Annotated in this window: 23 protein-coding genes; 15 read left to right on the forward strand and 8 right to left on the reverse strand. The window is 39.5% G+C overall.

Annotation, left to right across the window (positions count from 1 at the left end):
- Positions 1 to 30 precede the first annotated feature (30 nt).
- From SD427_RS05035 to SD427_RS05050, 4 genes are all read left to right on the forward strand, one after another.
- Positions 31 to 1,002, forward strand: a complete 972-nt coding sequence (locus tag SD427_RS05035; protein ID WP_320560189.1) for a polyprenyl synthetase family protein — start codon at positions 31 to 33, stop codon at positions 1,000 to 1,002.
- A gap of 68 nt (positions 1,003 to 1,070) precedes the next feature.
- Entirely contained in the window at positions 1,071 to 2,030 is a 960-nt protein-coding gene (locus SD427_RS05040) for a GSCFA domain-containing protein (protein WP_320560190.1), read from the forward strand.
- Positions 2,023 to 2,538 (forward strand): DUF4269 domain-containing protein, encoded by a 516-nt coding sequence (locus tag SD427_RS05045; RefSeq protein WP_320560191.1) that lies wholly within the window; start codon positions 2,023 to 2,025, stop codon positions 2,536 to 2,538. The genes SD427_RS05040 and SD427_RS05045 overlap by 8 nt, the downstream gene beginning before the upstream one ends.
- 4 nt (positions 2,539 to 2,542) lie before the next feature.
- Positions 2,543 to 3,310, forward strand: coding sequence for a TatD family hydrolase (locus tag SD427_RS05050; protein ID WP_320560192.1), 768 nt, complete (start codon positions 2,543 to 2,545; stop codon positions 3,308 to 3,310).
- Between the two features lie 41 nt (positions 3,311 to 3,351).
- Here the strand turns inward: SD427_RS05050 and SD427_RS05055 are convergent, their stop codons facing one another.
- The 7 genes from SD427_RS05055 to hpt all read right to left on the reverse strand — a co-directional run bounded on the left by SD427_RS05055 (position 3,352) and on the right by hpt (position 8,409).
- Positions 3,352 to 4,611, reverse strand: coding sequence for a DEAD/DEAH box helicase (locus SD427_RS05055; protein WP_320560193.1), 1,260 nt, complete (start codon positions 4,609 to 4,611; stop codon positions 3,352 to 3,354).
- Between the two features lie 163 nt (positions 4,612 to 4,774).
- On the reverse strand, positions 4,775 to 5,263 hold the full coding sequence (locus SD427_RS05060; protein WP_320560194.1) for a DUF6438 domain-containing protein: 489 nt from the start codon (positions 5,261 to 5,263) through the stop codon (positions 4,775 to 4,777).
- Positions 5,264 to 5,306: 43 nt separating this feature from the next.
- Positions 5,307 to 5,510 carry a hypothetical protein gene (locus SD427_RS05065; protein WP_320560195.1) on the reverse strand — a complete coding sequence of 68 codons (204 nt, stop codon included), beginning with the start codon at positions 5,508 to 5,510 and terminating at the stop codon, positions 5,307 to 5,309.
- The gene (locus SD427_RS05070) at positions 5,504 to 5,968 is read right to left on the reverse strand and encodes a porin family protein (RefSeq protein WP_320560196.1); all 465 of its coding nucleotides are present in this window, start codon (positions 5,966 to 5,968) and stop codon (positions 5,504 to 5,506) included. Before SD427_RS05070 ends, SD427_RS05065 begins: the two co-directional genes overlap by 7 nt.
- 117 nt (positions 5,969 to 6,085) lie before the next feature.
- Positions 6,086 to 7,069, reverse strand: a complete 984-nt coding sequence (obgE, locus tag SD427_RS05075) for a GTPase ObgE (RefSeq protein ID WP_320560197.1) — start codon at positions 7,067 to 7,069, stop codon at positions 6,086 to 6,088.
- Positions 7,070 to 7,150: 81 nt separating this feature from the next.
- Positions 7,151 to 7,729 (reverse strand): adenylate kinase, encoded by a 579-nt coding sequence (locus SD427_RS05080; RefSeq protein ID WP_320560198.1) that lies wholly within the window; start codon positions 7,727 to 7,729, stop codon positions 7,151 to 7,153.
- Between the two features lie 125 nt (positions 7,730 to 7,854).
- Positions 7,855 to 8,409, reverse strand: coding sequence for a hypoxanthine phosphoribosyltransferase (hpt, locus tag SD427_RS05085; protein ID WP_056221953.1), 555 nt, complete (start codon positions 8,407 to 8,409; stop codon positions 7,855 to 7,857).
- Between the two features lie 922 nt (positions 8,410 to 9,331).
- Between hpt and SD427_RS05090 the strand changes: the two genes are divergently transcribed.
- Positions 9,332 to 10,837, forward strand: a complete 1,506-nt coding sequence (locus SD427_RS05090; protein WP_320560199.1) for a T9SS type A sorting domain-containing protein — start codon at positions 9,332 to 9,334, stop codon at positions 10,835 to 10,837.
- A gap of 369 nt (positions 10,838 to 11,206) precedes the next feature.
- Here SD427_RS05090 and SD427_RS05095 read toward each other — a convergent pair whose 3' ends face one another.
- Entirely contained in the window at positions 11,207 to 11,890 is a 684-nt protein-coding gene (locus tag SD427_RS05095; protein WP_320560200.1) for an SMI1/KNR4 family protein, read from the reverse strand.
- Positions 11,891 to 12,417: 527 nt separating this feature from the next.
- Here SD427_RS05095 and SD427_RS05100 point away from each other — a divergent pair.
- From SD427_RS05100 to SD427_RS05145, 10 genes are all read left to right on the forward strand, one after another.
- The gene (locus tag SD427_RS05100; protein ID WP_320560201.1) at positions 12,418 to 13,704 is read left to right on the forward strand and encodes an adenylosuccinate synthase; all 1,287 of its coding nucleotides are present in this window, start codon (positions 12,418 to 12,420) and stop codon (positions 13,702 to 13,704) included.
- Between the two features lie 305 nt (positions 13,705 to 14,009).
- Positions 14,010 to 14,846 carry an energy transducer TonB gene (locus SD427_RS05105; protein ID WP_320560202.1) on the forward strand — a complete coding sequence of 279 codons (837 nt, stop codon included), beginning with the start codon at positions 14,010 to 14,012 and terminating at the stop codon, positions 14,844 to 14,846.
- A 163-nt stretch (positions 14,847 to 15,009) separates the two neighbouring features.
- Positions 15,010 to 15,783, forward strand: coding sequence for a ParA family protein (locus SD427_RS05110; RefSeq protein ID WP_056214863.1), 774 nt, complete (start codon positions 15,010 to 15,012; stop codon positions 15,781 to 15,783).
- Between the two features lie 35 nt (positions 15,784 to 15,818).
- Entirely contained in the window at positions 15,819 to 16,709 is an 891-nt protein-coding gene (locus SD427_RS05115) for a ParB/RepB/Spo0J family partition protein (RefSeq protein WP_320560203.1), read from the forward strand.
- A complete protein-coding gene (locus tag SD427_RS05120) occupies positions 16,710 to 17,351 on the forward strand; it encodes a DUF5683 domain-containing protein (protein WP_320560204.1) in 642 nt (213 codons plus the stop codon).
- A gap of 66 nt (positions 17,352 to 17,417) precedes the next feature.
- The gene (gene dapB / locus SD427_RS05125; protein WP_320560205.1) at positions 17,418 to 18,119 is read left to right on the forward strand and encodes a 4-hydroxy-tetrahydrodipicolinate reductase; all 702 of its coding nucleotides are present in this window, start codon (positions 17,418 to 17,420) and stop codon (positions 18,117 to 18,119) included.
- Between the two features lie 109 nt (positions 18,120 to 18,228).
- The gene (gene lepB / locus SD427_RS05130; RefSeq protein WP_320560206.1) at positions 18,229 to 19,884 is read left to right on the forward strand and encodes a signal peptidase I; all 1,656 of its coding nucleotides are present in this window, start codon (positions 18,229 to 18,231) and stop codon (positions 19,882 to 19,884) included.
- Between the two features lie 61 nt (positions 19,885 to 19,945).
- On the forward strand, positions 19,946 to 20,569 hold the full coding sequence (locus SD427_RS05135) for a WbqC family protein (RefSeq protein ID WP_414017707.1): 624 nt from the start codon (positions 19,946 to 19,948) through the stop codon (positions 20,567 to 20,569).
- Between the two features lie 84 nt (positions 20,570 to 20,653).
- Positions 20,654 to 22,330, forward strand: a complete 1,677-nt coding sequence (locus SD427_RS05140) for a S8 family serine peptidase (RefSeq protein ID WP_320560209.1) — start codon at positions 20,654 to 20,656, stop codon at positions 22,328 to 22,330.
- Between the two features lie 125 nt (positions 22,331 to 22,455).
- Positions 22,456 to 22,950: a lipocalin family protein gene (locus SD427_RS05145; protein WP_320560210.1), complete on the forward strand. Its 495-nt coding sequence runs from the start codon at positions 22,456 to 22,458 to the stop codon at positions 22,948 to 22,950.
- The last annotated feature ends 6 nt before the right edge of the window (positions 22,951 to 22,956 follow it).

Genomic DNA, 22,956 nt, shown 5'->3' on the forward strand with positions numbered 1-22,956 from the left:
ACCGTATTTTTGTTTAAACGATTAGATTTTATGGAATTTTTAGACCGATACCAACAGATTGTTGCGGATGCCATTACCAAATATACTTTTAAAGACAAGCCTGCCGAACTGTATGAACCGATGAACTACATTATTTCGCACGGTGGAAAACGCCTTCGTCCGATCATGGTTCTCATGGCCTGTGATTTATTCGGCGGAGATCTTAAAGAGGCGATCAAACCTGCCCTGGCCATCGAATTTTTCCATAACTTCACGCTGATCCATGATGATATTATGGATGAGGCTCCTTTAAGAAGAAACAAGCCTACGATCCATACCCTGCACGGGATCAATGTAGGGATTCTTTCCGGAGACGGACTGATGCTGAAAGCCTATAAATTTTTTGAAGACCTGGAGCCTGAGATTTTTAAGGCCTGTATCAGGATTTTCACGCACACAGGGTTGCTTTTATGCGAAGGCCAGCAGTATGATATTAATTTTGAGAGTCAGGAAAACGTCACTTTTGATGATTACATCAGAATGATTACCTATAAAACAGGAGTCCTGAGCGCCTGTTCGTTTGAAATCGGGGCCATGATTGCAAAAGCCAATTTTAAGGATGCGAAATCCATCTTTAATTTCGGGAAGCATATCGGGATTGCTTTTCAGATTATGGATGATTACCTTGATGTATTCGGGGACCAGGCACAGTTCGGGAAGAAGCATGCGGGGGATATCTATGAGAATAAGAAAACCGTTCTTTATCTGATGGCAAAAGAACATGCAACAGAGGAAGAAAGAAAAGAGCTGGATTACTGGTATTCTAAAAAAACCGATAATATTGATAAAGTGTATGGGGTGGAAAAGATTTTCAGAAGGACAAAAGTAGATGAAAAAGCATTGAGGCTTATTGAAAAGCACAATGAAATAGGGCAGAGCTACCTTGAAAAAATTGATATTCCGGACGAAAAGAAAAAACCTTTTACAGAACTGGCCAATTATTTGTTGAGAAGAGAGAGTTAGGTGAGCGGATTCAGGCCGGAGAATATGGATCTGTAATCTTGTAAAACACCTTTTTACCTTACCTGCCCATGAAATTCAGGACTGAAGTAGAGATTAAAGAATCGCAGAAAAAGATTCAGGTTGAAGATAAAATATTTTCAATAGGTTCCTGTTTTGCCTCTGAAATGTCAGATCTGTTTCAGCTCGGGCAGCTGCAGTCCCTTAACAATCCTTTCGGCACCATCTTTAACCCGTTTTCGATCAGCAATGCAGTGAAAAGGCTGCATGATGCTGAATTTTATATTGAAGACGAGCTGATCAGCTTTAACGAGGAATTCATTTCCCTCGATCATCATACAGGCTTTGATACACGGTATATTCACCAGACCTTAAAAAAGATCAATGCAGGAATAGAAGAAGGCAATTCTTTTCTTCAGGATACCGGTTGGGTCATCATCACGTACGGGACTTCATTTATTTATGAGTTTATTCCCAAAAATAAACTGGTGGGTAACTGTCATAAAATTCCGCAGAAATTCTTTAAAAAAAGGCTGCTGACCCATCAGGAGATCACAGATTCCATCTACAATACCGTTTTGAACCTGGATGATATCTGCAAAGACAATGTGCAGATCCTGTTTACCGTTTCACCTGTCCGGCATACCAAAGACGGGATGATTGAAAACCAGCTCAGCAAAGCAAAGCTGATTACAGCAATCCATGAGATGCTTCCCCAGTTTGAAAACTGCCATTACCTGCCGGTATACGAAATTGTAATGGATGACCTGCGTGATTACCGTTTTTATAATGAAGATATGATCCATCCCAACAGCCAGGCGGTTAACTATATTTTTGATCAGTTCGGGAATGCTTATTTTTCAGAGGATACGAAAGCGTTTATTAAAGAAAACCTTAACATCAACAAAGCTTTACAGCACAGGACAGATGATGAAAAAGACCCTAGATATATCGAATTCAGGGAGAAATTAAACCAAAGAATTGAGATCCAGCGTCAGAAGGTGAAGCACAGAATATTTTCAGATGACTGATTTTACCACCCTGGATTATTTAAAATCCGGAAATCAGAAACAGAAAAAAGCTCATGATGTTCTGATGAAACATCAGGTTTTTGAAAAGCTGAAAAATTATTCACCTGTTTTGGCAGGAACGGTCCCGATTGAAATCGATACGGATACAAGCGATCTGGATGTCATCTGTCGGTTTAAGGATGAAGACAGTTTTACTGCACTCTTGCGTCGGTATTTTCAGGGCTATAGTGGTTTCAGCTTAAGAAAAATAACCGTTAGCGGTGAAAAATCGGTGGTTTCAAATTTCACAGTGGAAGGTTTTACTATTGAAATTTTTGCGCAGGATAAACTGCCGGCAGAACAGAATGCTTACCTGCACATGATGGCAGAATACAGGATATTACAGAAAAAAGGAGAAGAATTTAAACAGAAGATAAAAGAACTTAAGAAGAGAGGGATAAAGACGGAACCTGCTTTCGGCATGATGCTGGGCTTGGAAAACCCTTATGAAGATCTATTGAAATTTTAATGAAATGATTGATACCCATACCCATTTATACGCGGAAGAATTTGATGAAGACAGAGCAGAAGCCATTCAGAGGGCTTTAGATAAAGGCATTACAGAATTTTACCTCCCGGCAATTGATTCGGAGTCGCATGAAAAAATGCTGCAGCTTGAAGCAGATTATCCCGGACAGGTTTTCTCCATGATGGGGCTGCATCCCTGTTATGTAAAGCCTGAGAGCTGGGAAAAAGAACTTGAAACCGTTAATAAGTACCTGAATGAAAGGAATTTTCCGGCCATCGGAGAGATCGGGATTGATCTGTACTGGGATAAAACCACACTGGATATCCAGGTAAAGGCTTTTGAGCAGCAGATCGACTGGGCCATTGAAAAAGACCTGCCGATTGTAATTCATACCCGGGAAAGTTTTGATGAAACCTTTGAAGTCCTGGAAAGAAAAAAACATCCGAAGCTCCGGGGGATCTTCCATTGTTTTTCAGGAAATATTGAACAGGCCAGGCATGCAGTGGATTTAAATTTCATCTTGGGAATCGGTGGCGTGGTAACGTTTAAGAATGGCAGGATTGACCAATTTTTAAGTGAAATCCCGTTGGATAAAATTGTACTTGAGACAGATTCTCCATATCTGGCGCCGGTTCCGCACAGAGGGAAAAGGAACGAAAGTTCATACCTTGATCTGGTAGCCGGAAAGCTGGTCAATATCTACAATAAAGATTTTGCTGAGATTGACAGGATCACTACGGAGAATGCGAAGAAACTGTTTGGGATTATATAGAACTAAAACTATAAAGCCTTCCGGTAGGGAAGGCTTTAATTTTATTTTTTCCTGAAGAAACTGCTCTTATTTTTCGGCTTCTTGCTGTGATCAGATTTCTGCTGGCCTGCCGGTTTCGGCCTTGGCGTAAAAGGCTTGTTGTTTGAATCCCTCTTTTCCACCACCAGGTTATCCGTATGGAAAGGATGGTTTTTCTCAACCGGAATTTTCATCCCGATCAACTTTTCAGTATCTTTTAGGTTCAGTAAATCCAGTCCGTCTACAAACGAAATTGAAGATCCTTCCGCCCCTGCACGTCCTGTTCTTCCGATCCTGTGAACATAGGTTTCAGCAACGTCTGAAAGTTCGTAATTGACAACATATTTAAGTTCATCGATATCAATACCTCTCGCGGCAATATCGGTAGCTACCAGAACACGGGTCCTTCCTGATTTAAAATTATTCAAAGCATTCTGCCTTGCATTCTGGGATTTGTTCCCGTGGATGGCTTCAGTAGAAATATTACTAGACTGCAATTTTCTGGCAATCTTGTCCGCACCGTGTTTTGTCCTGGAAAATACCAGCACGGAATCTGAAATGGTATTCTGTAAAATATGCGTCAGAAGGTCAAGTTTATTCTCTTTATCTACAAAATAAACAGCCTGCTTAATGGTTTCTGCCGTTGAAGAAATAGGAGTAACTGATACTTTTATCGGATTATTTAAAATAGAATCGGCCAGCTTCTGGATTTCTGTCGGCATGGTGGCAGAGAAGAAAAGCGTCTGTCTTTTGGGCGGCAGAAGCTTGATGATCCGTTTGACGTCGTGCACAAAGCCCATGTCAAGCATTCTGTCGGCTTCATCCAGTACAAAGATCTCAAGGTTTTTCAGGCTGATAATTCCCTGGGCAATAAAATCCAGCAGTCTCCCGGGAGTGGCTACCAGGATGTCAACGCCTTTTCTCAATGCTGTTTCCTGGCTTCCCTGTTTTACGCCCCCGAAAATAACCAGTTTTTTTAAAGGCAGGTTTTTACCGTATGAATTAAAGCTTTCCTCGATCTGAATGGCCAGCTCTCTGGTCGGGGTAAGGATAAGTGCTTTGATATGGTTGTTCTTTGGCCCTTTTCTTTCCATAAGGTTCTGCAGGATAGGGATGGCGAAAGCTGCTGTTTTCCCCGTTCCCGTCTGGGCAGTACCCAACACGTCTCTGTGTTCAAGGATAGAAGGAATAGATTGTTCCTGGATAGGCGTAGGTTTTTCGTAACCTTCCTTTTGAAGCGCATCTAAAATGGGCTTAATAATGTTTAAGTCTGTAAATAACAAAATTTAAATCGTGTATTAAAATAATGCGGTTGAAGCAGTATACTTCATCATTTTTAGCAGTTCTGCTAATTTTTTTAACAGAATTTTAAGTAAAATAGTTTACCGTCTGGCTGAGAATGCCGCGAAATATACTGCAAAGATAGTCTAAATTATTTTAAAGTGATTATTTAACTTTTGTCCACTGCTGATTCTTCCTTAAGTTTTCAAAAAACCGGTATAATTCCGAAAGCTTTTCACTTCCGCGTTTCCCGTAATCTTCAACATGCTTTGTTGTCCCGTCAGCAAACCGGATTCGCAGATGGGATGACGGAAGATCAGAAATATTTTTTTCGCCATAGTTGTCTTTCAGGTTCTTTACGTTCAGGCCGTCTAACAGAGCAGTTAGTTTATTATAATCCGCTTCTTTAATTGTTCCTTTAAAAGTTCCTTCACGGGGATTGGAAAGATTGTCTTTTGAAGGCTGATCTCCAAAATTAAAATGCTCCGCTTCAAAAACGGCAGTCCGGTCCGGATTCACCGTCATTTTAAAAACAGGGCAAAACCCGAAACACGGCGTGGCTTCATATTCGATCACCGAATATTTGGAATTTCCTTTCTGTGCTGTGCATGAAAACAATAAGATAAATGCGCACAGGCCTAATAGATACTTCATAACTTATATTTTGCCGTATCCATCAATAAGCGTTCCAACAGACCTATTGAAAGCGATATCCGATACCAGCCTGTAAAAAGCCCATTTTTGTCGGTAAGCCGCCTTTTTTATTCACTTCAATAAAATTGAAATGGTATCTGGCATCAGCAAAGAAATGATCATTAATTTTGTATTCTGAGCCTAAGAAAGGAAATAGATTCAGGGACTTGATATTGTCAAAGTTTCCGGATGTTGCACCGTTTACCATCTGTCCGGTTTTACCTTTTCAGAAATATTAAATCCGAAATTCATCCCTGCTGAAGCCGATAATGCAGGAATAAAATAATATTTAACAGAGATCGGGATCTGAAGCTGCGTCAGTTGATAATCAAACTGTATGCTTCCCCTTTCTATAACGCCGGAATCTGTAAAATCAACTACCGGGAAATCCTGCTTTCCGCCAAGCCGGGTGTAAAGTGCTTCTGCCTGGATGCTTACTTTTGATGACACAGGCTGTTCGGCAACAATTCCTGCATAGAAATAAGATTTGGAATCGAGTTTGTTCTCGGAAAATTTCATGCCGGACAAAGCGTACCCGCCTTTAATTCCAAAGCTCATTTCGGTGGCGCGGTCATCTGAGCCTGTTTTTGTGCTTTGCTGTGTTTCCTGTGCCTGTACAATGGCTGAAATTGCGGATAATGTAATCAGTAAAAAGTTTTTTTTCATGGTTTTAATTGTATGGTTTGATTTTTTATGAGAATAAAAAAAGTACACGGATGAACAGTGTACTTAATATATTTTAATCATCGCTTAACTTCAATCATCGCTTAACGGTTATCTGTATTATCCGTGCAGCTGCTTCCAGATGGCATCCTTCAGTTCTACAAGGCCTTCTCCTGTAATGCCTGAGAAAAACAGCGGCTGTTTGTTTTCAGGGAATTCTGTGGCGATTTCCTTTTTCAGTTCCTCGTCCAGCAAATCGGATTTTGAAATGGAAACAATGAAATCTTTATCCAGTAATTCAGGGTTGTATTCCTTCAGTTCATTCTCAAGGATTTTAAATTCCTGGAAATGGTGCTCGGAGTCTGCCGGAATCAGGAATAATAAGATGGAATTTCTTTCAATATGCCTTAAGAAACGGTGTCCCAGCCCTTTTCCTTCAGCCGCCCCTTCAATAATCCCCGGAATATCGGCCATTACGAAAGATTTGTAGTTCCGGTAATCCACGATTCCCAGATTCGGGGTTAAAGTGGTAAATGCGTAATCCGCAATTTTAGGCTTTGCAGCAGAAACCGCAGAGAGGAGGGTGGATTTTCCGGCATTCGGGAACCCGACAAGCCCTACATCCGCTAAAATCTTAAGCTCAAAGACCACATAGCCTTCCTGCCCGTCCATTCCCGGTTGGGCAAACCTGGGCGTCTGGTTGGTGGAAGATTTGAAATGCTCATTTCCTTTTCCTCCTTTTCCTCCTTCCATCAGGATGATTTCCTGGCCGTCTTCCATAATTTCGCCGATGATTTCCCCTTCTTCATTTTTAGCGATGGTCCCGATCGGAACTTCAATGTAGACATCCGCTCCGTACGCTCCCGTTAACTGGTTTTTTCCGCCGCCCTCGCCGCGTTCAGCTTTTACGTGCCGGGTATAACGCAGGGGAAGCAATGTCCATTCCTGGGCATTTCCTTTCATGATCACATGGCCGCCGCGTCCGCCGTCACCACCGTCCGGGCCGCCCTTCGGGATATATTTTTCCCGGCGGAGATGCGCAGAACCTGCACCGCCATGGCCGCTTTTACAATGAATTTTAACGTAATCTACAAAATTTGACATTTCTTATAATTAGGAGTTATGAGTTATGAAGCATGAGGCATGAATTGTAAGAAATTATAACTCATCACCCATAACTTTTAACTATTTTACTTTTTCTACCTCAGCAAACAGCTTTTCGGAAATCCCGCTGATATCCCCAACGCCGTTGATCTCAACATACTTTCCCTGTTTTTTGTACAGCTCAGCTACTTCTGCTGTTTTTGTGTAGTATTCTTTTATCCGGTTTTCAATGATCTCAACATTGCTGTCATCTGATCTCCCGCTGACTTCGCCTCTTTTCAGCAGCCTTTCCACTAAAATCCGGTCTTCAACAACCAGGGAAAGACAGACATCGATCTCGTCATTCAGTTCTTCCTTTACGATTTTTTCCAGGGCTTCCGTCTGGACGGCAGTCCTTGGATATCCGTCAAAGATAAATCCTGCCGCATCGCTCGGTTTTCTGATTTCGTCAATCAGCATATCCGTGGTTACCTGATCCGGTACCAGTTCTCCCTTGTCGATATACGACTTTGCCAGTTTTCCAAGTTCAGTATCATTTTTCATGTTGAATCTGAAAAGGTCGCCTGTCGAGATCTGCTTTAAATTGAATTTCTCGATCAGATTTTGTGCTTGTGTACCTTTTCCGCTTCCCGGAGGTCCGAACAGAACAATGTTTATCATAATGTTAGTGATGCTGTAAGCTTTAAGCGGTACGCTGCAGGCTTTTCAGCTTTTTCAGTTAATATTTCTTTTTACTTAGATCTAATTTAAAAGCCCAAAGCCGAAGCTAAAAGCTCATAACTATTTTAATGGTTGATCTGCCCGTCAGACAGCTGATATAAATTCGGTAGGTTCCTTCCCAGTTCATCGTAATCAAGGCCGTAACCCAGAACAAACTTGTTGGGTATTTCTTTCCCGATATAATCCAGTTTGAAATCTTTCTTGTATACTTCAGGTTTCAGAAGGAATGAAGCTATTTTTACAGATTTCGGACGCTGGGTCTCATTAAAATATTTAAAGAGGCTTTCCACCGTATTTCCCGTATCTACAATATCTTCCACAAGAATGATGTGGCGGTCTTTTACGTCTTTCGTCAGTTCCATTTTCTGGTAAACGATCCCCGTGGATTCCGTGCCTGCATAAGAGCTCATCTGTATAAAAGCGATCTCACAAGGCCCCGGATAATGCTTCAGAAGGTCTGAGAAGAACATGATCACTCCGTTCAGCACCCCAATGAAAACAGGAACTTCGTCCTTGTAATCTTCATGAATTTTCAAAGCGGTTGCTTTTACAATCTCCTGAATTTCGGCATCCTCTAAATAAGGAACAAAAGTTTTATCGTGAACTTTAATACTTTCCATAAAATTTTTAGTAGGCGGCAAAGTTACGGATTTTTGACGGAAATATTTTCGTGTTTATTTTCATATCCATAAAATAAGGGATATTGGGTGTATTCTTTTTTATCTGACCTGATTTCCAGTGAATATTTTTTGCAGATACCGCAATTCCTGTTATTCCGAAAAGGCAGCAATCTTAACGATGATGTCTGTAACCTGCGGCTGGAATGTTTATCTGTTCGGTTATCAACACTTACCATACAGCAGCGGAAATTCTGAGTGATTATTGACGGGCGGCTACATCAACAGCACAATTTCCCTAGCCCGGATTGCAGCGGCATCCTTTTTCTGGACAGGCTTTGGAAAAAAGCTTTGGCGAAAAAGATACAGCGGAAAGCCGGAAACAGCTCCTGAAAACGGATGCTAATTAATTACTGTGAAAATTATTCTTTCAAAATGACAAAATTGTGTGATTTCAAAACGAAAAAAAGAATTCCATTATCTTTTCCTTTCACAAATCCCAAAATAAAAACAATGCAGAATACAGTTTCTTTCAGATATAACAGAACAATAACAACCGGTTATTGAAGCCTAGCCCTAATTAATTCTGTCAACTTAACAATACCGGATCACACAAAAACCGATTCCGGCCGGAAACAACAGTACGGAAAATCCTAAGTATAAAATTTTGTAGAAAAATATCTACAATGCTGATAATCAAAATTATATAAACAATAAGTAATTTTGTAGAATATCATTTAAACACATTTAACACACAGATATGAAAAATCAATTTTATTTATTAGCCCTGCTTATCATATTCGGGCAGCAAATTTCAGCTCAAAATATCAGCATTTCGGATGTAAATTTTAAGAACAAAATTCTTTCTTCAAATCCGGGAAATACGGTCGCAAAAAATTTAGCCGGAAACTACTTTTCTGTTGATATGAACGGAGACGGTGAGATACAGCAGAGTGAGGCATCACAGGTTAAAAGCCTCGACTTAAGCTCTTCAAATATTTCTTCCATGGCTGAAATAACTGATTTTATAAATTTAGAAATGCTTGCCTGCAATAATAACAATATCGACAAACTATATCTCAGCAGTATGAACTCTATAAAATGGGTAAATGCATCATATAATAATTTAAATAACGGTGGGATAAGCGTAGGCCCCAATATAGAGTATATTGACCTGCACAATGTGTCTTTAAGTCCGGGTGAATTAAATCTGAGCAATAAAAATAAGCTTTCATACCTTAACTTACAAAACAGTGATATTTATGATCTGAATTGCAGTAATAGCAAGTTAACAACTTTGCTGCTGAATGGTTGCAGCAATCTTCATGTGTTGAACTGCAGTAATAACCTTTTAACATCTTTGGATCTCAGCGGGCTGAACATAACGGGAGAAGCATATTATCTTGGTTCCGGGCCGGGAACCCTCACTTCCTATAAGGGAGGTGTGGATTGTAGTCATAATAATCTTACAAGCTTAAATATTAATAACCTCACTACTAATTTTTTAAACTGCAGTTACAATAATTTAGGACTTTTAAATGCCACAAGTCTAACGCTGGTTAAAATGCCTACTGTACATGTATACGAAATTCCTGAACCCAGCATTTACTTTGACTGCAGTCATAATCAGCTGACTTCCTTATTAACAAACGGTTCTTTTATTGTTCAATATTTTGATTGTAGTTATAATAATTTAAATACACTCAATATTCCAAATATTGTAACCCAGTTTTTCAGCTGTAATAACAATAACCTAACCTCTCTGAATATCAGTAACTCTTCAAAAATAAATAGTCTAAATCTTAGTCATAACCTGCTGACTTCTTTTGTGAGCCCAGCGTTGCCTGAAGTAGATAATCCATATGCATTTGCAGATATTTATAACAGCACCCGTGCTCTTAACTGCAGTGATAATCAACTCACATTTTTAGATTTAAATAATACACAAATTATTTCAGTCAATGCTTCAAATAATAACATCAATACATTGCTCATCAAGAATGGAATTTTCAATGAATTTATTAATTTACAGAACAATTTGAATATTGAATTCGTTTGTGCAGATAATATTCCGTTAGATTCTTCCAGTCCATCTTATACCGAAGTCAATTATTACCAAGACATGCTTCCGGGAGCTACAGTAGGATCTGACTGTAATAACATAGTCCTGGCAACTGATGTAAGTAACCTGGTAAAAGAAAATATAAAGATCTACCCAAATCCTTCAAAAGATTTTATAAATATCAGTGCAGATTCAATAATTAAATCTATAGAAATTTATGATGTTCAGGGAAGGGTTGTTAAAGCCATTTCCGGGAATAATTCCAAAATAGTAAGAGTAGAAATAGAAAATATAAGTGTAGGGATATATATACTCAAGGCGGTCACTGAAAAGGGCAGTTTCACTGAAAAAATTCATAAGATTCAATAATCTGATAAGTATTTTAATATGATATAATAAATAAACAGGCTGTCCAAATTTTAGACAGCCTGTTTATTTATTGAAATTAAGATGAGATTAATATTGATAACCCGATATGATTATTCCTGATAACCCGGCAACTGATTCAGACCTCTAAAATATAGAAATTCTTACCGATTCTGTTAAGGATTATCGTGGAACTGTGGCGGTAATTTCCCATGATGAGATGTTTTTAAGGGCGATTAGTATAATAAATGAGATTATTTTTACAGAGTAATTGAGAATTTCTAAACCTCACGGGTTTAAAAAACCCGTGAGGTTTAATAGTTGAAACCTTTGGGATAATCCCGCATGATGAATTGATTGATAAAATTACTGTTAAAAAAAGTATTTGATTTTTTCAAAAATAGATAGATCTTTATCTAAAGTTGCAGACTTAGCCTTGAAATCTGATTTCAGTTTTTTATATTGCTGATTTATCTGTTTTTTTTCTTCCTGAAGTTGTTTCTGCCTAAATTCTTCTGATTGTTTTTTCTGAGAAATCATTAAGTTTATTTCTTTAATTATCCACTCATGAAAACGGAGTCTATTTTTTTGTGCGTTTTTTTCAGGACTGACTTCGGAGTTTGAAGCATAGTTATCTACCCAAGTATTTCCATATTCTTCTCCATTGACAACGATAAATGAATAGCAGCCACAGCCATATCCTGCTAATTGAATCGTTCCGTTAATGAAATCTTCATATTCATCAGTTTTGAAATTGAATTCATTATTTAGTTTGAAAGGTAACGAAGGATTGTGCTCATCTTCTTCATAATAATAATCTGAAAAATTAATTCTGTCAGTCAGATTAAAATTATGCTGATCAGTATTTATGATTCCATTTGCAATATTCAATAAGAACCATCTAAAGTCATCAGGGATTTTAACGGAAAACTTGTTCTCAAAATTTTCTATTGACCTTGGATTAGCTGTAGGTAAAAATTTATAGTCATTTTTAAAACGTTCTTTAAATTTTTGGATATGTATTTCAATTTCTGAGATTATATCTGGACTGATCATAATGTAATTTTTTATTCATTTAATCGCTACGAAATATCCATTTGCTGATGAAGAAGTGTTATGATTTCTATTTCTTCATTTTCAATATTGACTTTATAAAATACAAAATGCGATTTATCATTGAACAGAAATAATCTTTTCTGACTTCACTATAATCTTTTCTGGATTTTGGATGTTCATATAAATATTCAATTTCATTCAATTCATTCATTAATCAAAATAACAATCTGCCTGTCCTTCTGACCAAGTTTCAGAAGTATACAGCCAAATTTTTTCTAAATCGTTTAATGCTTCTTTAGTCATTTTGAATTTCATTATTCAGCAGAACATTTTTGATAAATATTTTCCAAAAATTCTTTACGGTCAAAATTCTCAACAAATCCGGATTTATTTCAAAGATATAGAAAATTATGTTTTTAACTCTTAAACCACATGATTTCCACCCGTCCAAAAATAAAATCCCCCTCAAATTTGCCCACCCAATTTTTTAAAAGTAATTTTGCATGAATCTAAAATAAAAGTAAAATATGTCAACTTACGTAGTTGTAGGTCTTCAGTACGGAGATGAAGGGAAAGGAAAAATCACGGATGTTTTATCGGCAAAATCGGATTATGTGGTGCGCTTCCAGGGTGGAGACAACGCAGGTCACACGGTATATGTGGGTGAAGAGAAATTCGTATTGCACCTTCTTCCGTCGGGAGTTCTTCAGTGCAAAGGGAAATGTATCATTGCAAACGGCGTGGTGGTAAATCCTAAATCTTTCATTAAGGAGGTGAATCAGATCGAAAGCAAAGGCTTGAGAACGGATCACATTTTTATCAGCAGAAGAGCGCATGTCATCATGCCTTACCACATTCTTTTGGATACCTACCGTGAAGAAGAGCACGGAGGAACGCAGATCGGGACCACTAAAAAAGGAATCGGGCCGTGCTACGAAGATAAGATCGCCAGAATCGGGATCCGGATGGTAGACCTTTTAAATCCTGAAATTTTAAGAGATAAAATTGAGAAAAACCTGAAGGTTAAGAATTCTCTTTTTGAAAAATACTACGGAAAACCGACTTTGGATGTTGAAGAAATTTACAATGAATTTTTAGAAATCGGGAAACAGCTTCAGGACAGGATCGTGGATACGGAACTGGAACTGAACGAGGCCATCAGAGACGGTAAAAACGTTTTGTTTGAAGGCGCGCAGGCCTTGATGCTGGATATCGACTTCGGAACTTATCCTTATGTAACATCATCTTCACCTTCTACGGGCGGGGTTTGTACTGGAGCGGGAGTGCCGCCTACCTCGCTTCAGAATTTAATCGGTGTTGCCAAAGCCTATTGTACAAGAGTAGGAAACGGGCCTTTCCCTTCCGAGCTGGACAATGAACTGGGGGAAAGCATCAGACAGATCGGCGGTGAATTCGGAGCTACAACCGGAAGACCAAGAAGAACGGGATGGTTAGACCTGGTTTCTTTAAAGCATGCCTGTATGATCAACGGGATCAATAACCTGGTCATTACCAAATTAGATGTTCTTACGGGAATTGAAAACCTAAAGATCGTAACCCATTATAAAACGGAAGACGGAAAGATCATTGATTATTTCACATCATCAACCGAAAAATTATACAACTACGAGCCGATCTACCAGGATCTGCCGGGCTGGAACGAAGACCTGACGAAAGTAAGAAGCTACGACGAACTCCCGGATACCGCTCAGAAATACATCGAATTTATCGAAAAATACCTGGGAATCAATGTTTATCTGGTATCCGTAGGACCGGAAAGAAGCCAGAACATCATCAGAAAAGAATTATTTTAAGAGATAATCATCCATTAAAATACAAAAAAGAGACGGTCAGCTTGACGGTCTCTTTTTTTGTTTTAAAAGGTTTCAAATGCCATTCAAAGTAGATATTTTAAGATCTTATTTTTTATACTATGCATCATCCGATATTAAACGCATGATTGTTATTTGTAGCATAGTTAAAATTTTATATTTGCATGTAATTTTTTAAATTAATGGTGATTCGATAATTTTATGGCAAATTTTTTGATGTTAAAATATTATTTATCAATAAAGGGTAATAAACTAATAATCTTAATCAATGCTTAAAAATTAAAAGGATGAAACACATGCATCAGAATCAGGAATTTCGTTTTAACGAAGTTCTCTTTGAGCACCGTAACAAAGAATACGGTGCTTACGCCTTAAGAAACGAATCGGATAAAATTTTAACAAAAGCTCTTTTCATAGGTGCAGGTTTGTTAGCGGCAATTTCTTTAACGCCGCTGGCAGTTAATCTATTTAAGAGCGGGCCTTCAATACATATACCGGTAGATGGCCCGCCGGTAGTGATCAAATTGAAAAAGATCGACCAGATTGATCCTCCTCATGTACAGGTAAAACCGCAACCTGCTGTTATAAGAATCAAGACTGTTGATCAAACAGTTCCAGAGCCAAAAGCAGTTGTAACGAATGAGAAAAAAGATATTCCTAAAAATCATGAGAACGCAGTTGCAGGTATTCAGACATCTGACGGAAAAGAGATTACAACACCGGAATATATTCCAATTGCGCCTCCTGTAAATACGTCAGGAACATCTACAGCTCCGGTACAGACTGAAGTACAGCTCAAACCTGAAGACAATACACCTAAGACCATAGTAGATGTTGAGGCCAGTTTTATGGGTGGTATCGATACATTCAGAAATAAAGTAATGAATAATTTTGACGGCTCCGGAATGGAGTCTGACGGTATTATGAAAACTACCGTTACCTTTATTGTAGAAAAAGACGGGACTATTTCCGGACTTAAAGCAGATGGTAAAAATGCTGATTTTAACAGTGAAGCCCTGAGAACGGTTAAGTCCATTAAAGGAAGATGGGTTCCTGCCAAAGTCAAAGGCCAGCCCGTAAGAAGTTATTTCAAGTTTCCGATAACAATGAAGTTTGAGGGATAATTCCCTTTAACATAAATAAACACTTATCCACAAAGAATTTTTTTTGTGGATAATTTTTTTTATCGTTAAATCGCTTATTAACAATATTTTAACTCAATTTTCGTTTTATTGATTCATTAAGAGCAAGGAAAAATGTGTATTTTTGAGCCTTAAAGTTCGAATAATGGGAAAAATCATAGGTATCGCTAATCAGAAAGGGGGAGTAGGGAAAACAACAACAGCTGTTAATTTGGCCGCGGCATTAGGGGTATTGGAAAAAAAGATCTTAATCATTGATGCTGATCCTCAGGCCAATGCCACTTCCGGGCTTGGCGTGGAAGATGTTAAGTATTCTACATATAATCTTCTGGAACACAGTGTTGAAACCAGAACCTGTATCAAACGTACGGCAACGCCGAACCTTGATATTGTTCCTTCCCATATTGACCTCGTAGCGGCAGAAATTGAGCTGGTGGATAAAGAAGACCGTGAGTACATGCTGAAAAAAGCATTGCAGGAGGTAAAGGATGATTATGACTATATCATTATCGACTGTGCACCGAGTTTAGGACTGATTACGGTTAATGCGCTTACCGCAGCCGATTCTGTGATTATTCCGATCCAGTGTGAGTATTTCGCCCTGGAAGGGCTTGGCAAATTACTGAATACCATTAAAAACGTTCAGAAAATCCACAACAAAGACCTGGATATCGAAGGCCTGCTGCTTACCATGTATGACAGCCGTTTAAGACTGTCCAATCAGGTGGTGGAAGAAGTGAACGCACACTTTCCGGAAATGGTTTTTGAAACCATCATCAGCAGGAATGTAAGGCTCAGCGAAGCGCCGAGTTTCGGGGAAAGCATCCTGAATTATGATGCAGAAAGCAAAGGTGCGATCCAGTACATCCAATTGGCGGAAGAAGTTTTATTAAAAAACGAAAAATTAGTAAAGAATTAAAAAGCGTATAGCAGGAGCTAAAGCTGAAAGCAGACATGAAAGACAAAAAAAGAGCGATGGGACGTGGTTTGGGCGCCATTCTGAGTGCCGAATCCAAAGCAACGATCAATTCCGCAACAGACGAAGGAGCGGATAAGTTTGTAGGGAATATCGTAGAAATAGCCATTGAAGATATTTATCCCAACCCAACCCAGCCAAGAACTTATTTTGACGAAAAATCATTAAACGAACTTGCCCAGTCTATTACAAACTTAGGTGTTATCCAGCCTATTACCTTGAGGAAAGAAGGGGAAAGGTTCGAGATCATTTCAGGGGAAAGGCGTTACAGGGCCAGTAAGATGGCCGGTCTGGAGTCAATTCCTGCCTATATCCGCCTGGTCAATGATCAGGAGCTTCTTGAAATGGCCCTGGTGGAAAACATCCAGAGGGAAGATCTTGATGCCATCGAAATCGCACTGACCTATCAGAGGCTGATGGATGAAATCGGGCTTACCCAGGAAAATTTGAGCCAGAGGGTAGGGAAGGACAGAAGCACCATCACCAACTCAATCAGGCTGTTGAGGCTGAACCCCGATATTCAGAATGCCATCAGGAGCGGTGAGATTTCAGCGGGACACGGCAGGGCAATCATCAGCCTTGAAAATGAAGAGCACCAGAAGATTCTGTTTGACCTGATTATTAAGGAAAAACTGAATGTGCGCCAGGCAGAACAGGCTGCTACAGCACTGAAAAATCCAAAATCGGCAGCGGCAAAAAGAGCAAAGGTTGAACTTAACAACAATTACAAAAGGGCCCAGAAAACAATTGCTGATATCCTGGATGTAAAAGTTGAAATAAAAACCACCGGAAACGGTAAAAAAGGTAAAATTGTCCTGGACTTCAAAAATGAGGACGAACTGGAATATATTTTATCCCATATCAAATAAATGAAGAAAATATTTTTTATATTTTTCCTATGCCTGTTTGCGGTTGCCTATTCGCAGGTGAACCCCAATGACACCATCCGGGTAGAATACCACCCGACAGACAGCGTGTCTGTGGAAAGGAACAATACAGAGACGGAAGCCAGCGTGGTTTCGGATCTGGAGAAGGCAAACGGACCGACCGGGAAAACATTAAAACTGAACCCTACCAAAGCAGGACTGTATTCTGCTGTTTTACCGGGATTGGGCCAGTTTTACAATAAAAAATACTGGAAGATTCCCATTGTATGGGGAGCGGTAGGAGCAGGAGTCGGCATAGCGGTATGGAATGACAAGCAGTACAGGAAATACCGGGAATATTATATTGCCAAGCTCAACGGTACCCCTAATGAATTCGTGGATACCCATCCCTGGCTCGATAAAGTAGCATTGGGAAATGCACAGGACCGGGCAAAAAGGCAGAGGGATTATGCCATTGCCATTTCAGGACTGATTTACATCTTAAATATTGTGGATGCTGTGGTGGATGCCCATTTGTATGAAAGCCGCCATGATCCGGATCTTTCATTCAATACGGCTGTTATTCAGGATCAATATGGGTTTACCCCTCCGAAAACAGGAGTGAGTTTGAGTTACCGGTTTTAATCATTAATTAATAGATAAACTGTTTTTAATAAAATATTTGTATTAAAAACAGATAAATAAAAGAATATGAAAATAGCATTAGTTGGATATGGTAAAATGGGCAGGATTATCGATGAAATTGCCACGAAAAGGGGACACGAAGTTGTAGCCCGCCTGAAAGAAACCCCAACTGCTGAAAACCTGAACCATCCGGATGTTGTTATTGAATTTTCCCTGCCGGAAGCCGCTTACGGAAATATCAAAGCCTGCCTCGAAAATAAAATTCCGGTAATCTGCGGAACCACAGGATGGCTTGACAGAAAACCTGAAATTGAAAAGCTGGCTGTTGAAAACGGGACTGCCTTTTTATACGGATCCAACTTCAGCCTGGGCGTAAACTTATTCTTTGCACTTAACGAAAAGCTGGCCGCCCTGATGAAAAATGCAGATGATTATTCCTGCCAGCTTGAAGAAATCCACCATATTCACAAAAAAGATGCACCGAGCGGAACCGCAATTTCCATTGCAGAAGGCATCTTTAAAAACAACCCGAAATTCGATGCCTGGAAGCTGGAAGAGACTCAGGGAAATCAACTGGGTATTTTTGCTGTTCGTGAAGATGAGGTTCCCGGAACCCACAGTGTATTCTATAGAAGCGAAGTGGATGAAATTGAAATCAAGCATACCGCTTTCAACAGGAATGGTTTTGCCCTGGGTGCCGTGGTAGCTGCGGAATGGATCAGGGATAAAAAAGGGAATTTTGAGATGAAAGATGTTTTGGGACTTTAATTTTGTAACAAAATCCCTACATTGCGGACTTATAATAAATAATAATGAGCAGCAAATTACTCATTGCTCGTTACCGATTACTCAAATTATAGATTAGGCACAAAAATTTATGAATTATTTTTTAACTTATGCAGTATACGTTCTCATCTTATCTGTATTGATGGGGATTTCCACCTGGAAGCTGTTCAAAAAAATGGGGTATAATCCATTATTTTCCTTTATACCTTTTTACAATTACTTTATCATTTTAAAAGAAGCAAAGCAACCGGTGTGGTGGGCACTTTTATCCTATCTGCCAATTGTCGGACCGATCATGATGTCGGTTTTTCATATTTATCTCATGAAGAAATTCGGGAAAAGCCCGCTTCTGACAGCTATTCTTCCATTTGTTTATATGGCAAGTGTGAATTACTCTAAAAATCCGGAACTGATCGATGAAAGCGAAGATGACCTTTATTTAACGGATGAAGAGAAAATGGCGAAAAGTAAAAAGAAAGATTCCTTTTTAGGGTCTATTACTTTTGCCGTTGTATTTGCTACCATTATTCACGTGTTCGTTACCCAGCCTTTCGGGATCCCGACAGGATCTATGGAAAGAACCCTGTTGGTAGGTGACTTCCTTTTCGTTAATAAATGGAGCTATGGTTACCGCCTTCCCATGCGTCCGGTTGCCGTACCTTTCCTGCAGGGAACCATGTTTGATTCCGGTGAAAAAGGAAACCCCAAAGATGATCCGAAATCTTATGTTGACGGTATTAAACTGCCTTATGAAAGAATTCTGCAGTTCAGCAAGCCTCAAAGAAATGACGTGGTGGTTTTCAACTACCCGCAGGATTCCGTACACACGGCCATCGACAGAAAGGATCCTTATGTAAAAAGATGTGTTGCCGCTGCCGGTGATACTTTTGAAATGAGAGCCGGAAGGCTTTTCGTTAACGGGAAACCGGAAACTATTTTAGGAGATCAGGAAGTTCAGCATGCCTATACTGTAAATACCGGAACCCAGCTTGATATTCCGGGAATGTACAATACCTACGGATTTTTACCGGTAAGGGAAATGCAGAGCGATAAAGGCGGGTTTACCTATATGTTCCAGGGCCTCACGGATAGAACGGCAAAAGACATCAAAGCCCTGCCGAATGTCATCAGCATGGAGGAAAATATTTATCCTAAAGATTCCGCCACGATTTCATACAAATTGAATGCTGATAAAACAGCGTATACAAAAAGTATTGATACCACCCAATCCATTTTCCCGATCAACAAGCCTTGGAACCAGGATTGGTACGGGCCTCTGAAAATTCCTAAAAAAGGGGATGTTGTTACCATAAACACGGAAACACTGCCGGAATATCAATGGATTATTAAAAAGTACGAAAACAACACCCTGGAGACTAAAAACGGTAAAATCTTCATCAACGGGAAGGAAACCAATCAGTATACCATCCAGCAGGATTATTACATGATGGTGGGAGACAACAGGGATGCGTCTTTAGATGCAAGATTCTTCGGCTTTGTTCCGGAAGAAAATATTGTCGGGAAACCGATGTTTACCTGGATGAGCCTTCAGGGCGCATTCAAGGACGCGAGTTCCTCTTATCAGGCACCGTTTAAGGTACGTTGGGACAGGATGTTTAAAGCTACAAATACCGGTGAATCCAACAAAACCTCCTATTGGTGGATTGCAGCCATGATTCTTATCCTGTTCTTCGGATGGGAGTACTTTGTAAAGCTGTTGAGGAAAAAGAAAACGGAAGACGATTAATGATAAGTTAAATAAATATAAATAAAATGAAGTGTTTGAAAAAATGCTTCATTTTTGCATAATGAATATGAAGAATGTATTATTACCGGCATTTTACCTGCCGCCGATTTCATGGTTCTCAGTATTTTTAAACCCTGAAAACGAAATTGTTTTTGAAAGGTTCGAAAGTTTTCCTAAGCAGACATACAGGAACAGGGCCAATATTTACGGAGCCAACGGGAAACTGTCATTAATCATCCCTATTGCCCATAACGGCAGAAGAGAGCTGAAAGATATAGAAATCTCCTACCGTGAAGACTGGAGAAACCTGCACTGGAAATCCATCAAAACAGCTTATCAAGGTTCACCGTATTTCGAGTTTTATGAAGATAAACTCAGGAAAATATTTGATATTCAGGAAAAATACCTGCTGGATTTTAATCTGAAAGCACTGGAGGTGATCCAACAGATCCTGAAGACGGAAAAGGCATATTCTTTGAATGAAGAATACATCAAAAATCCGGAAGAAACCAGTTTCAGGGAAAAATTTTCAGCAAAGCTCCCATCAGAATTTGAAATGGATGAATATTATCAGACCTTTTCAGACAAGCTGGGATTTTTAAAAGATTTGTCAATTTTAGACCTGATCTGTAACAAAGGACCGGAATCTCTGACTTATATCAGAAATATTAAACAATTGTATTAATTTGAAATTGCCGTAACAGATGTATTGAACATATTCTGAAATCCGGTAATTTCATATAGCTTTAAATAAATAATTATACATCATATGAAAAAGGTATTGTTAGCTGCTGTTTTTTTAGCAGGATTCAGCTTTTCCTATGCTCAGGAGGCGAAAACGGGTGTTGATCCGAAAGAAGATAAAGATCTTATGACCTGGTATCATAAAGATTTTACGACATCAAAAGTATACGGAGTCAATACGGAAAACGCATATAAATTTTTAGAGTCCAAGGGGCTTAAACCGAAAACGGTAGTGGTAGGCGTTCTGGACAGCGGGGTTCAGGTAGACCACCCAGGACTGGTTAAAAATGTATGGTCAAACCCTAACGAAGTTCCGAACAACGGGAAAGATGATGACGGAAACGGATATATTGATGATATCCACGGATGGAACTTCATCGGCGGGAAAAATGCCGATATTGACATCGATAATATGGAGGTTACCCGCGTGGTAAAGAAATACAAGCCTCTTTTTGAAGGCGACGATTCTGCAAAAAATAAAGAAAATCAGGCTAAAATGCCGGAAGATTTTGCGATGTACATGAAGGCTAAGGAACTTTTCACCAAGAAAAGCGTAGAAGCAAGGCAGAGCGTTCAGATGTATACCATGATCAATGATGCCATTCCTACAATGGTGAAATTATTGAACGGTAAACCGGTTACCCCTGAAAATGTTGCTGCCATAAAACCTGCGGAACAGAAAGAAGCCATGGCTGCGCAGGTTCTTGCCCAGGTTTCACAAAGCCCTGAATTTAAAGGTAAATCTGCAGCTGAGTTTGAAAAAGCAATGAAGGGGCAGATGAAGGAAGCACTGGATTATTTCGGGCCTCAGTCTAAACAGTATGATCTGGAGTATGATCCGAGAAAAGAAATCGTAGGAGATAATTACGACAACTATGCTGAAAAATCGTACGGAAACAATCACTACGAAGGCCCTGACGCAGAACACGGAACCCACGTGGCAGGTATCATTGCAGGACTTCCGAACGGAAAAGAAGTTCAATACGGAGTTGCTTCAAAAGTTGCTAAAATCATGTCGGTAAGAACCGTGCCGAACGGTGACGAAAGAGATAAAGACGTAGCAAACGCCATCAGGTATGCTGTGGATAACGGTGCCAAAGTTTTAAATATGAGCTTCGGTAAGCCTGTTTCTCCGGGTAAAAATGTGGTTTGGGATGCTTTCAAATATGCTCAAGATAAAGGCGTTCTTCTGGTAAAGGCAGCAGGAAATGAAAATGAAGATGTAGCGGAACATCTGGCTTATCCTACGAACTTCAAAAATGTGACTGATGAAAAACCGTTTGTGAATAATGTGCTTGTGGTAGGGGCAAGCACCAATGACAACAATGCTTTAAGAGCAGGTTTCTCCAACTTCAACAAAAAAATGGTGGATGTTTTTGCTCCGGGACAGGAAATTTATTCCACTGTTCCTCATAATGAGTACAAATACCTGCAGGGAACGTCCATGGCTTCTCCGGTTGTAGCGGGAGCCGCAGCGGTGCTATTGGCTTATATGCCTAACCTGACGCCGGCTCAGGTCATTGAATCTCTGGTAAAATCCAGCAATACAAGCACAGCCAGCCAGTTTGCTGATTTCTCGCAGGCAGGCGGAGTAATTGATCTTAAGAAAGCGGCTGAATATGCTTATGCCAACTTTTACAATGGAAAGTCAGGTGCTGTAAAAAAAGCTGAAAAATCCGCAAAAAAGAAGACTAAAAAATAACATACCCTTCTGTATTTAAGGTTGAATCATAAAAAGTCCGGAATTTCCGGGCTTTTTTTATTTCCGTATTTTAATTTTGGCACGGTTTTTTGTGACTTATAGATAACAAAATAATAAACAACAAAATGAAAAAGTTACTATTTGCAGGGATGTTGGGAGCGTCATTCTTTGCAGTGTCTTGTTCCGGAGTCAAAAATGCACAGACGGCCCAAACCCAAAGATCTGAATTTCTTAAAATGAAAGGTGACTGGCAGATTGTCAGCATCAATTATGATAAACAGTTTAAAATCAAGCCCTTTGATGAAGGTGTTGATGCACAGTGCTTCGTAGGGAGCCACTGGAGGCTGATTCCGAATAACTGGACGGGAGCTTATACTTTAAACGGAGGCGGGACATGCGGAGCCGGATTTACACAGCCGATTAAAATTGATGTTGTGAGTGGCAATACATTCAGCTTTAAGAAAATTGCTGACGGGACCAAAGCCAAACAAAATACCGTAGGGTATACTTTAACTTTAATAAACCAGGCAACAGATCAGTTCTCTTTAGAACAGAATGTTCCTTTCGACGGAGAAAATGTAAGGGTTACTTACAACTTCGAAAGAGCCGGAATGAAATAAATAACT

The organism is Chryseobacterium sp. JJR-5R (assembly GCF_034047335.1).
Classification (GTDB): domain Bacteria; phylum Bacteroidota; class Bacteroidia; order Flavobacteriales; family Weeksellaceae; genus Chryseobacterium.

Excerpts from the sequence above, each read along its gene's own strand:
- SD427_RS05035 (WP_320560189.1), top strand. The coding sequence starts at position 31 with ATGGAATTTTTAGACCGATACCAACAGATTGTTGCGGATGCCATTACC.
- SD427_RS05040 (WP_320560190.1), top strand. The coding sequence starts at position 1,071 with ATGAAATTCAGGACTGAAGTAGAGATTAAAGAATCGCAGAAAAAGATT.
- SD427_RS05045 (WP_320560191.1), top strand. The coding sequence starts at position 2,023 with ATGACTGATTTTACCACCCTGGATTATTTAAAATCCGGAAATCAGAAA.
- SD427_RS05050 (WP_320560192.1), top strand. The coding sequence starts at position 2,543 with ATGATTGATACCCATACCCATTTATACGCGGAAGAATTTGATGAAGAC.
- SD427_RS05060 (WP_320560194.1), bottom strand. The coding sequence starts at position 5,263 with ATGAAGTATCTATTAGGCCTGTGCGCATTTATCTTATTGTTTTCATGC.
- SD427_RS05065 (WP_320560195.1), bottom strand. The coding sequence starts at position 5,510 with ATGGTAAACGGTGCAACATCCGGAAACTTTGACAATATCAAGTCCCTG.
- SD427_RS05070 (WP_320560196.1), bottom strand. The coding sequence starts at position 5,968 with ATGAAAAAAAACTTTTTACTGATTACATTATCCGCAATTTCAGCCATT.
- obgE (WP_320560197.1), bottom strand. The coding sequence starts at position 7,069 with ATGTCAAATTTTGTAGATTACGTTAAAATTCATTGTAAAAGCGGCCAT.
- SD427_RS05080 (WP_320560198.1), bottom strand. The coding sequence starts at position 7,729 with ATGATAAACATTGTTCTGTTCGGACCTCCGGGAAGCGGAAAAGGTACA.
- hpt (WP_056221953.1), bottom strand. The coding sequence starts at position 8,409 with ATGGAAAGTATTAAAGTTCACGATAAAACTTTTGTTCCTTATTTAGAG.
- SD427_RS05090 (WP_320560199.1), top strand. The coding sequence starts at position 9,332 with ATGAACGGAGACGGTGAGATACAGCAGAGTGAGGCATCACAGGTTAAA.
- SD427_RS05095 (WP_320560200.1), bottom strand. The coding sequence starts at position 11,890 with ATGATCAGTCCAGATATAATCTCAGAAATTGAAATACATATCCAAAAA.
- SD427_RS05100 (WP_320560201.1), top strand. The coding sequence starts at position 12,418 with ATGTCAACTTACGTAGTTGTAGGTCTTCAGTACGGAGATGAAGGGAAA.
- SD427_RS05105 (WP_320560202.1), top strand. The coding sequence starts at position 14,010 with ATGAAACACATGCATCAGAATCAGGAATTTCGTTTTAACGAAGTTCTC.
- SD427_RS05110 (WP_056214863.1), top strand. The coding sequence starts at position 15,010 with ATGGGAAAAATCATAGGTATCGCTAATCAGAAAGGGGGAGTAGGGAAA.
- SD427_RS05115 (WP_320560203.1), top strand. The coding sequence starts at position 15,819 with ATGAAAGACAAAAAAAGAGCGATGGGACGTGGTTTGGGCGCCATTCTG.
- SD427_RS05120 (WP_320560204.1), top strand. The coding sequence starts at position 16,710 with ATGAAGAAAATATTTTTTATATTTTTCCTATGCCTGTTTGCGGTTGCC.
- dapB (WP_320560205.1), top strand. The coding sequence starts at position 17,418 with ATGAAAATAGCATTAGTTGGATATGGTAAAATGGGCAGGATTATCGAT.
- lepB (WP_320560206.1), top strand. The coding sequence starts at position 18,229 with ATGAATTATTTTTTAACTTATGCAGTATACGTTCTCATCTTATCTGTA.
- SD427_RS05135 (WP_414017707.1), top strand. The coding sequence starts at position 19,946 with ATGAATATGAAGAATGTATTATTACCGGCATTTTACCTGCCGCCGATT.
- SD427_RS05140 (WP_320560209.1), top strand. The coding sequence starts at position 20,654 with ATGAAAAAGGTATTGTTAGCTGCTGTTTTTTTAGCAGGATTCAGCTTT.
- SD427_RS05145 (WP_320560210.1), top strand. The coding sequence starts at position 22,456 with ATGAAAAAGTTACTATTTGCAGGGATGTTGGGAGCGTCATTCTTTGCA.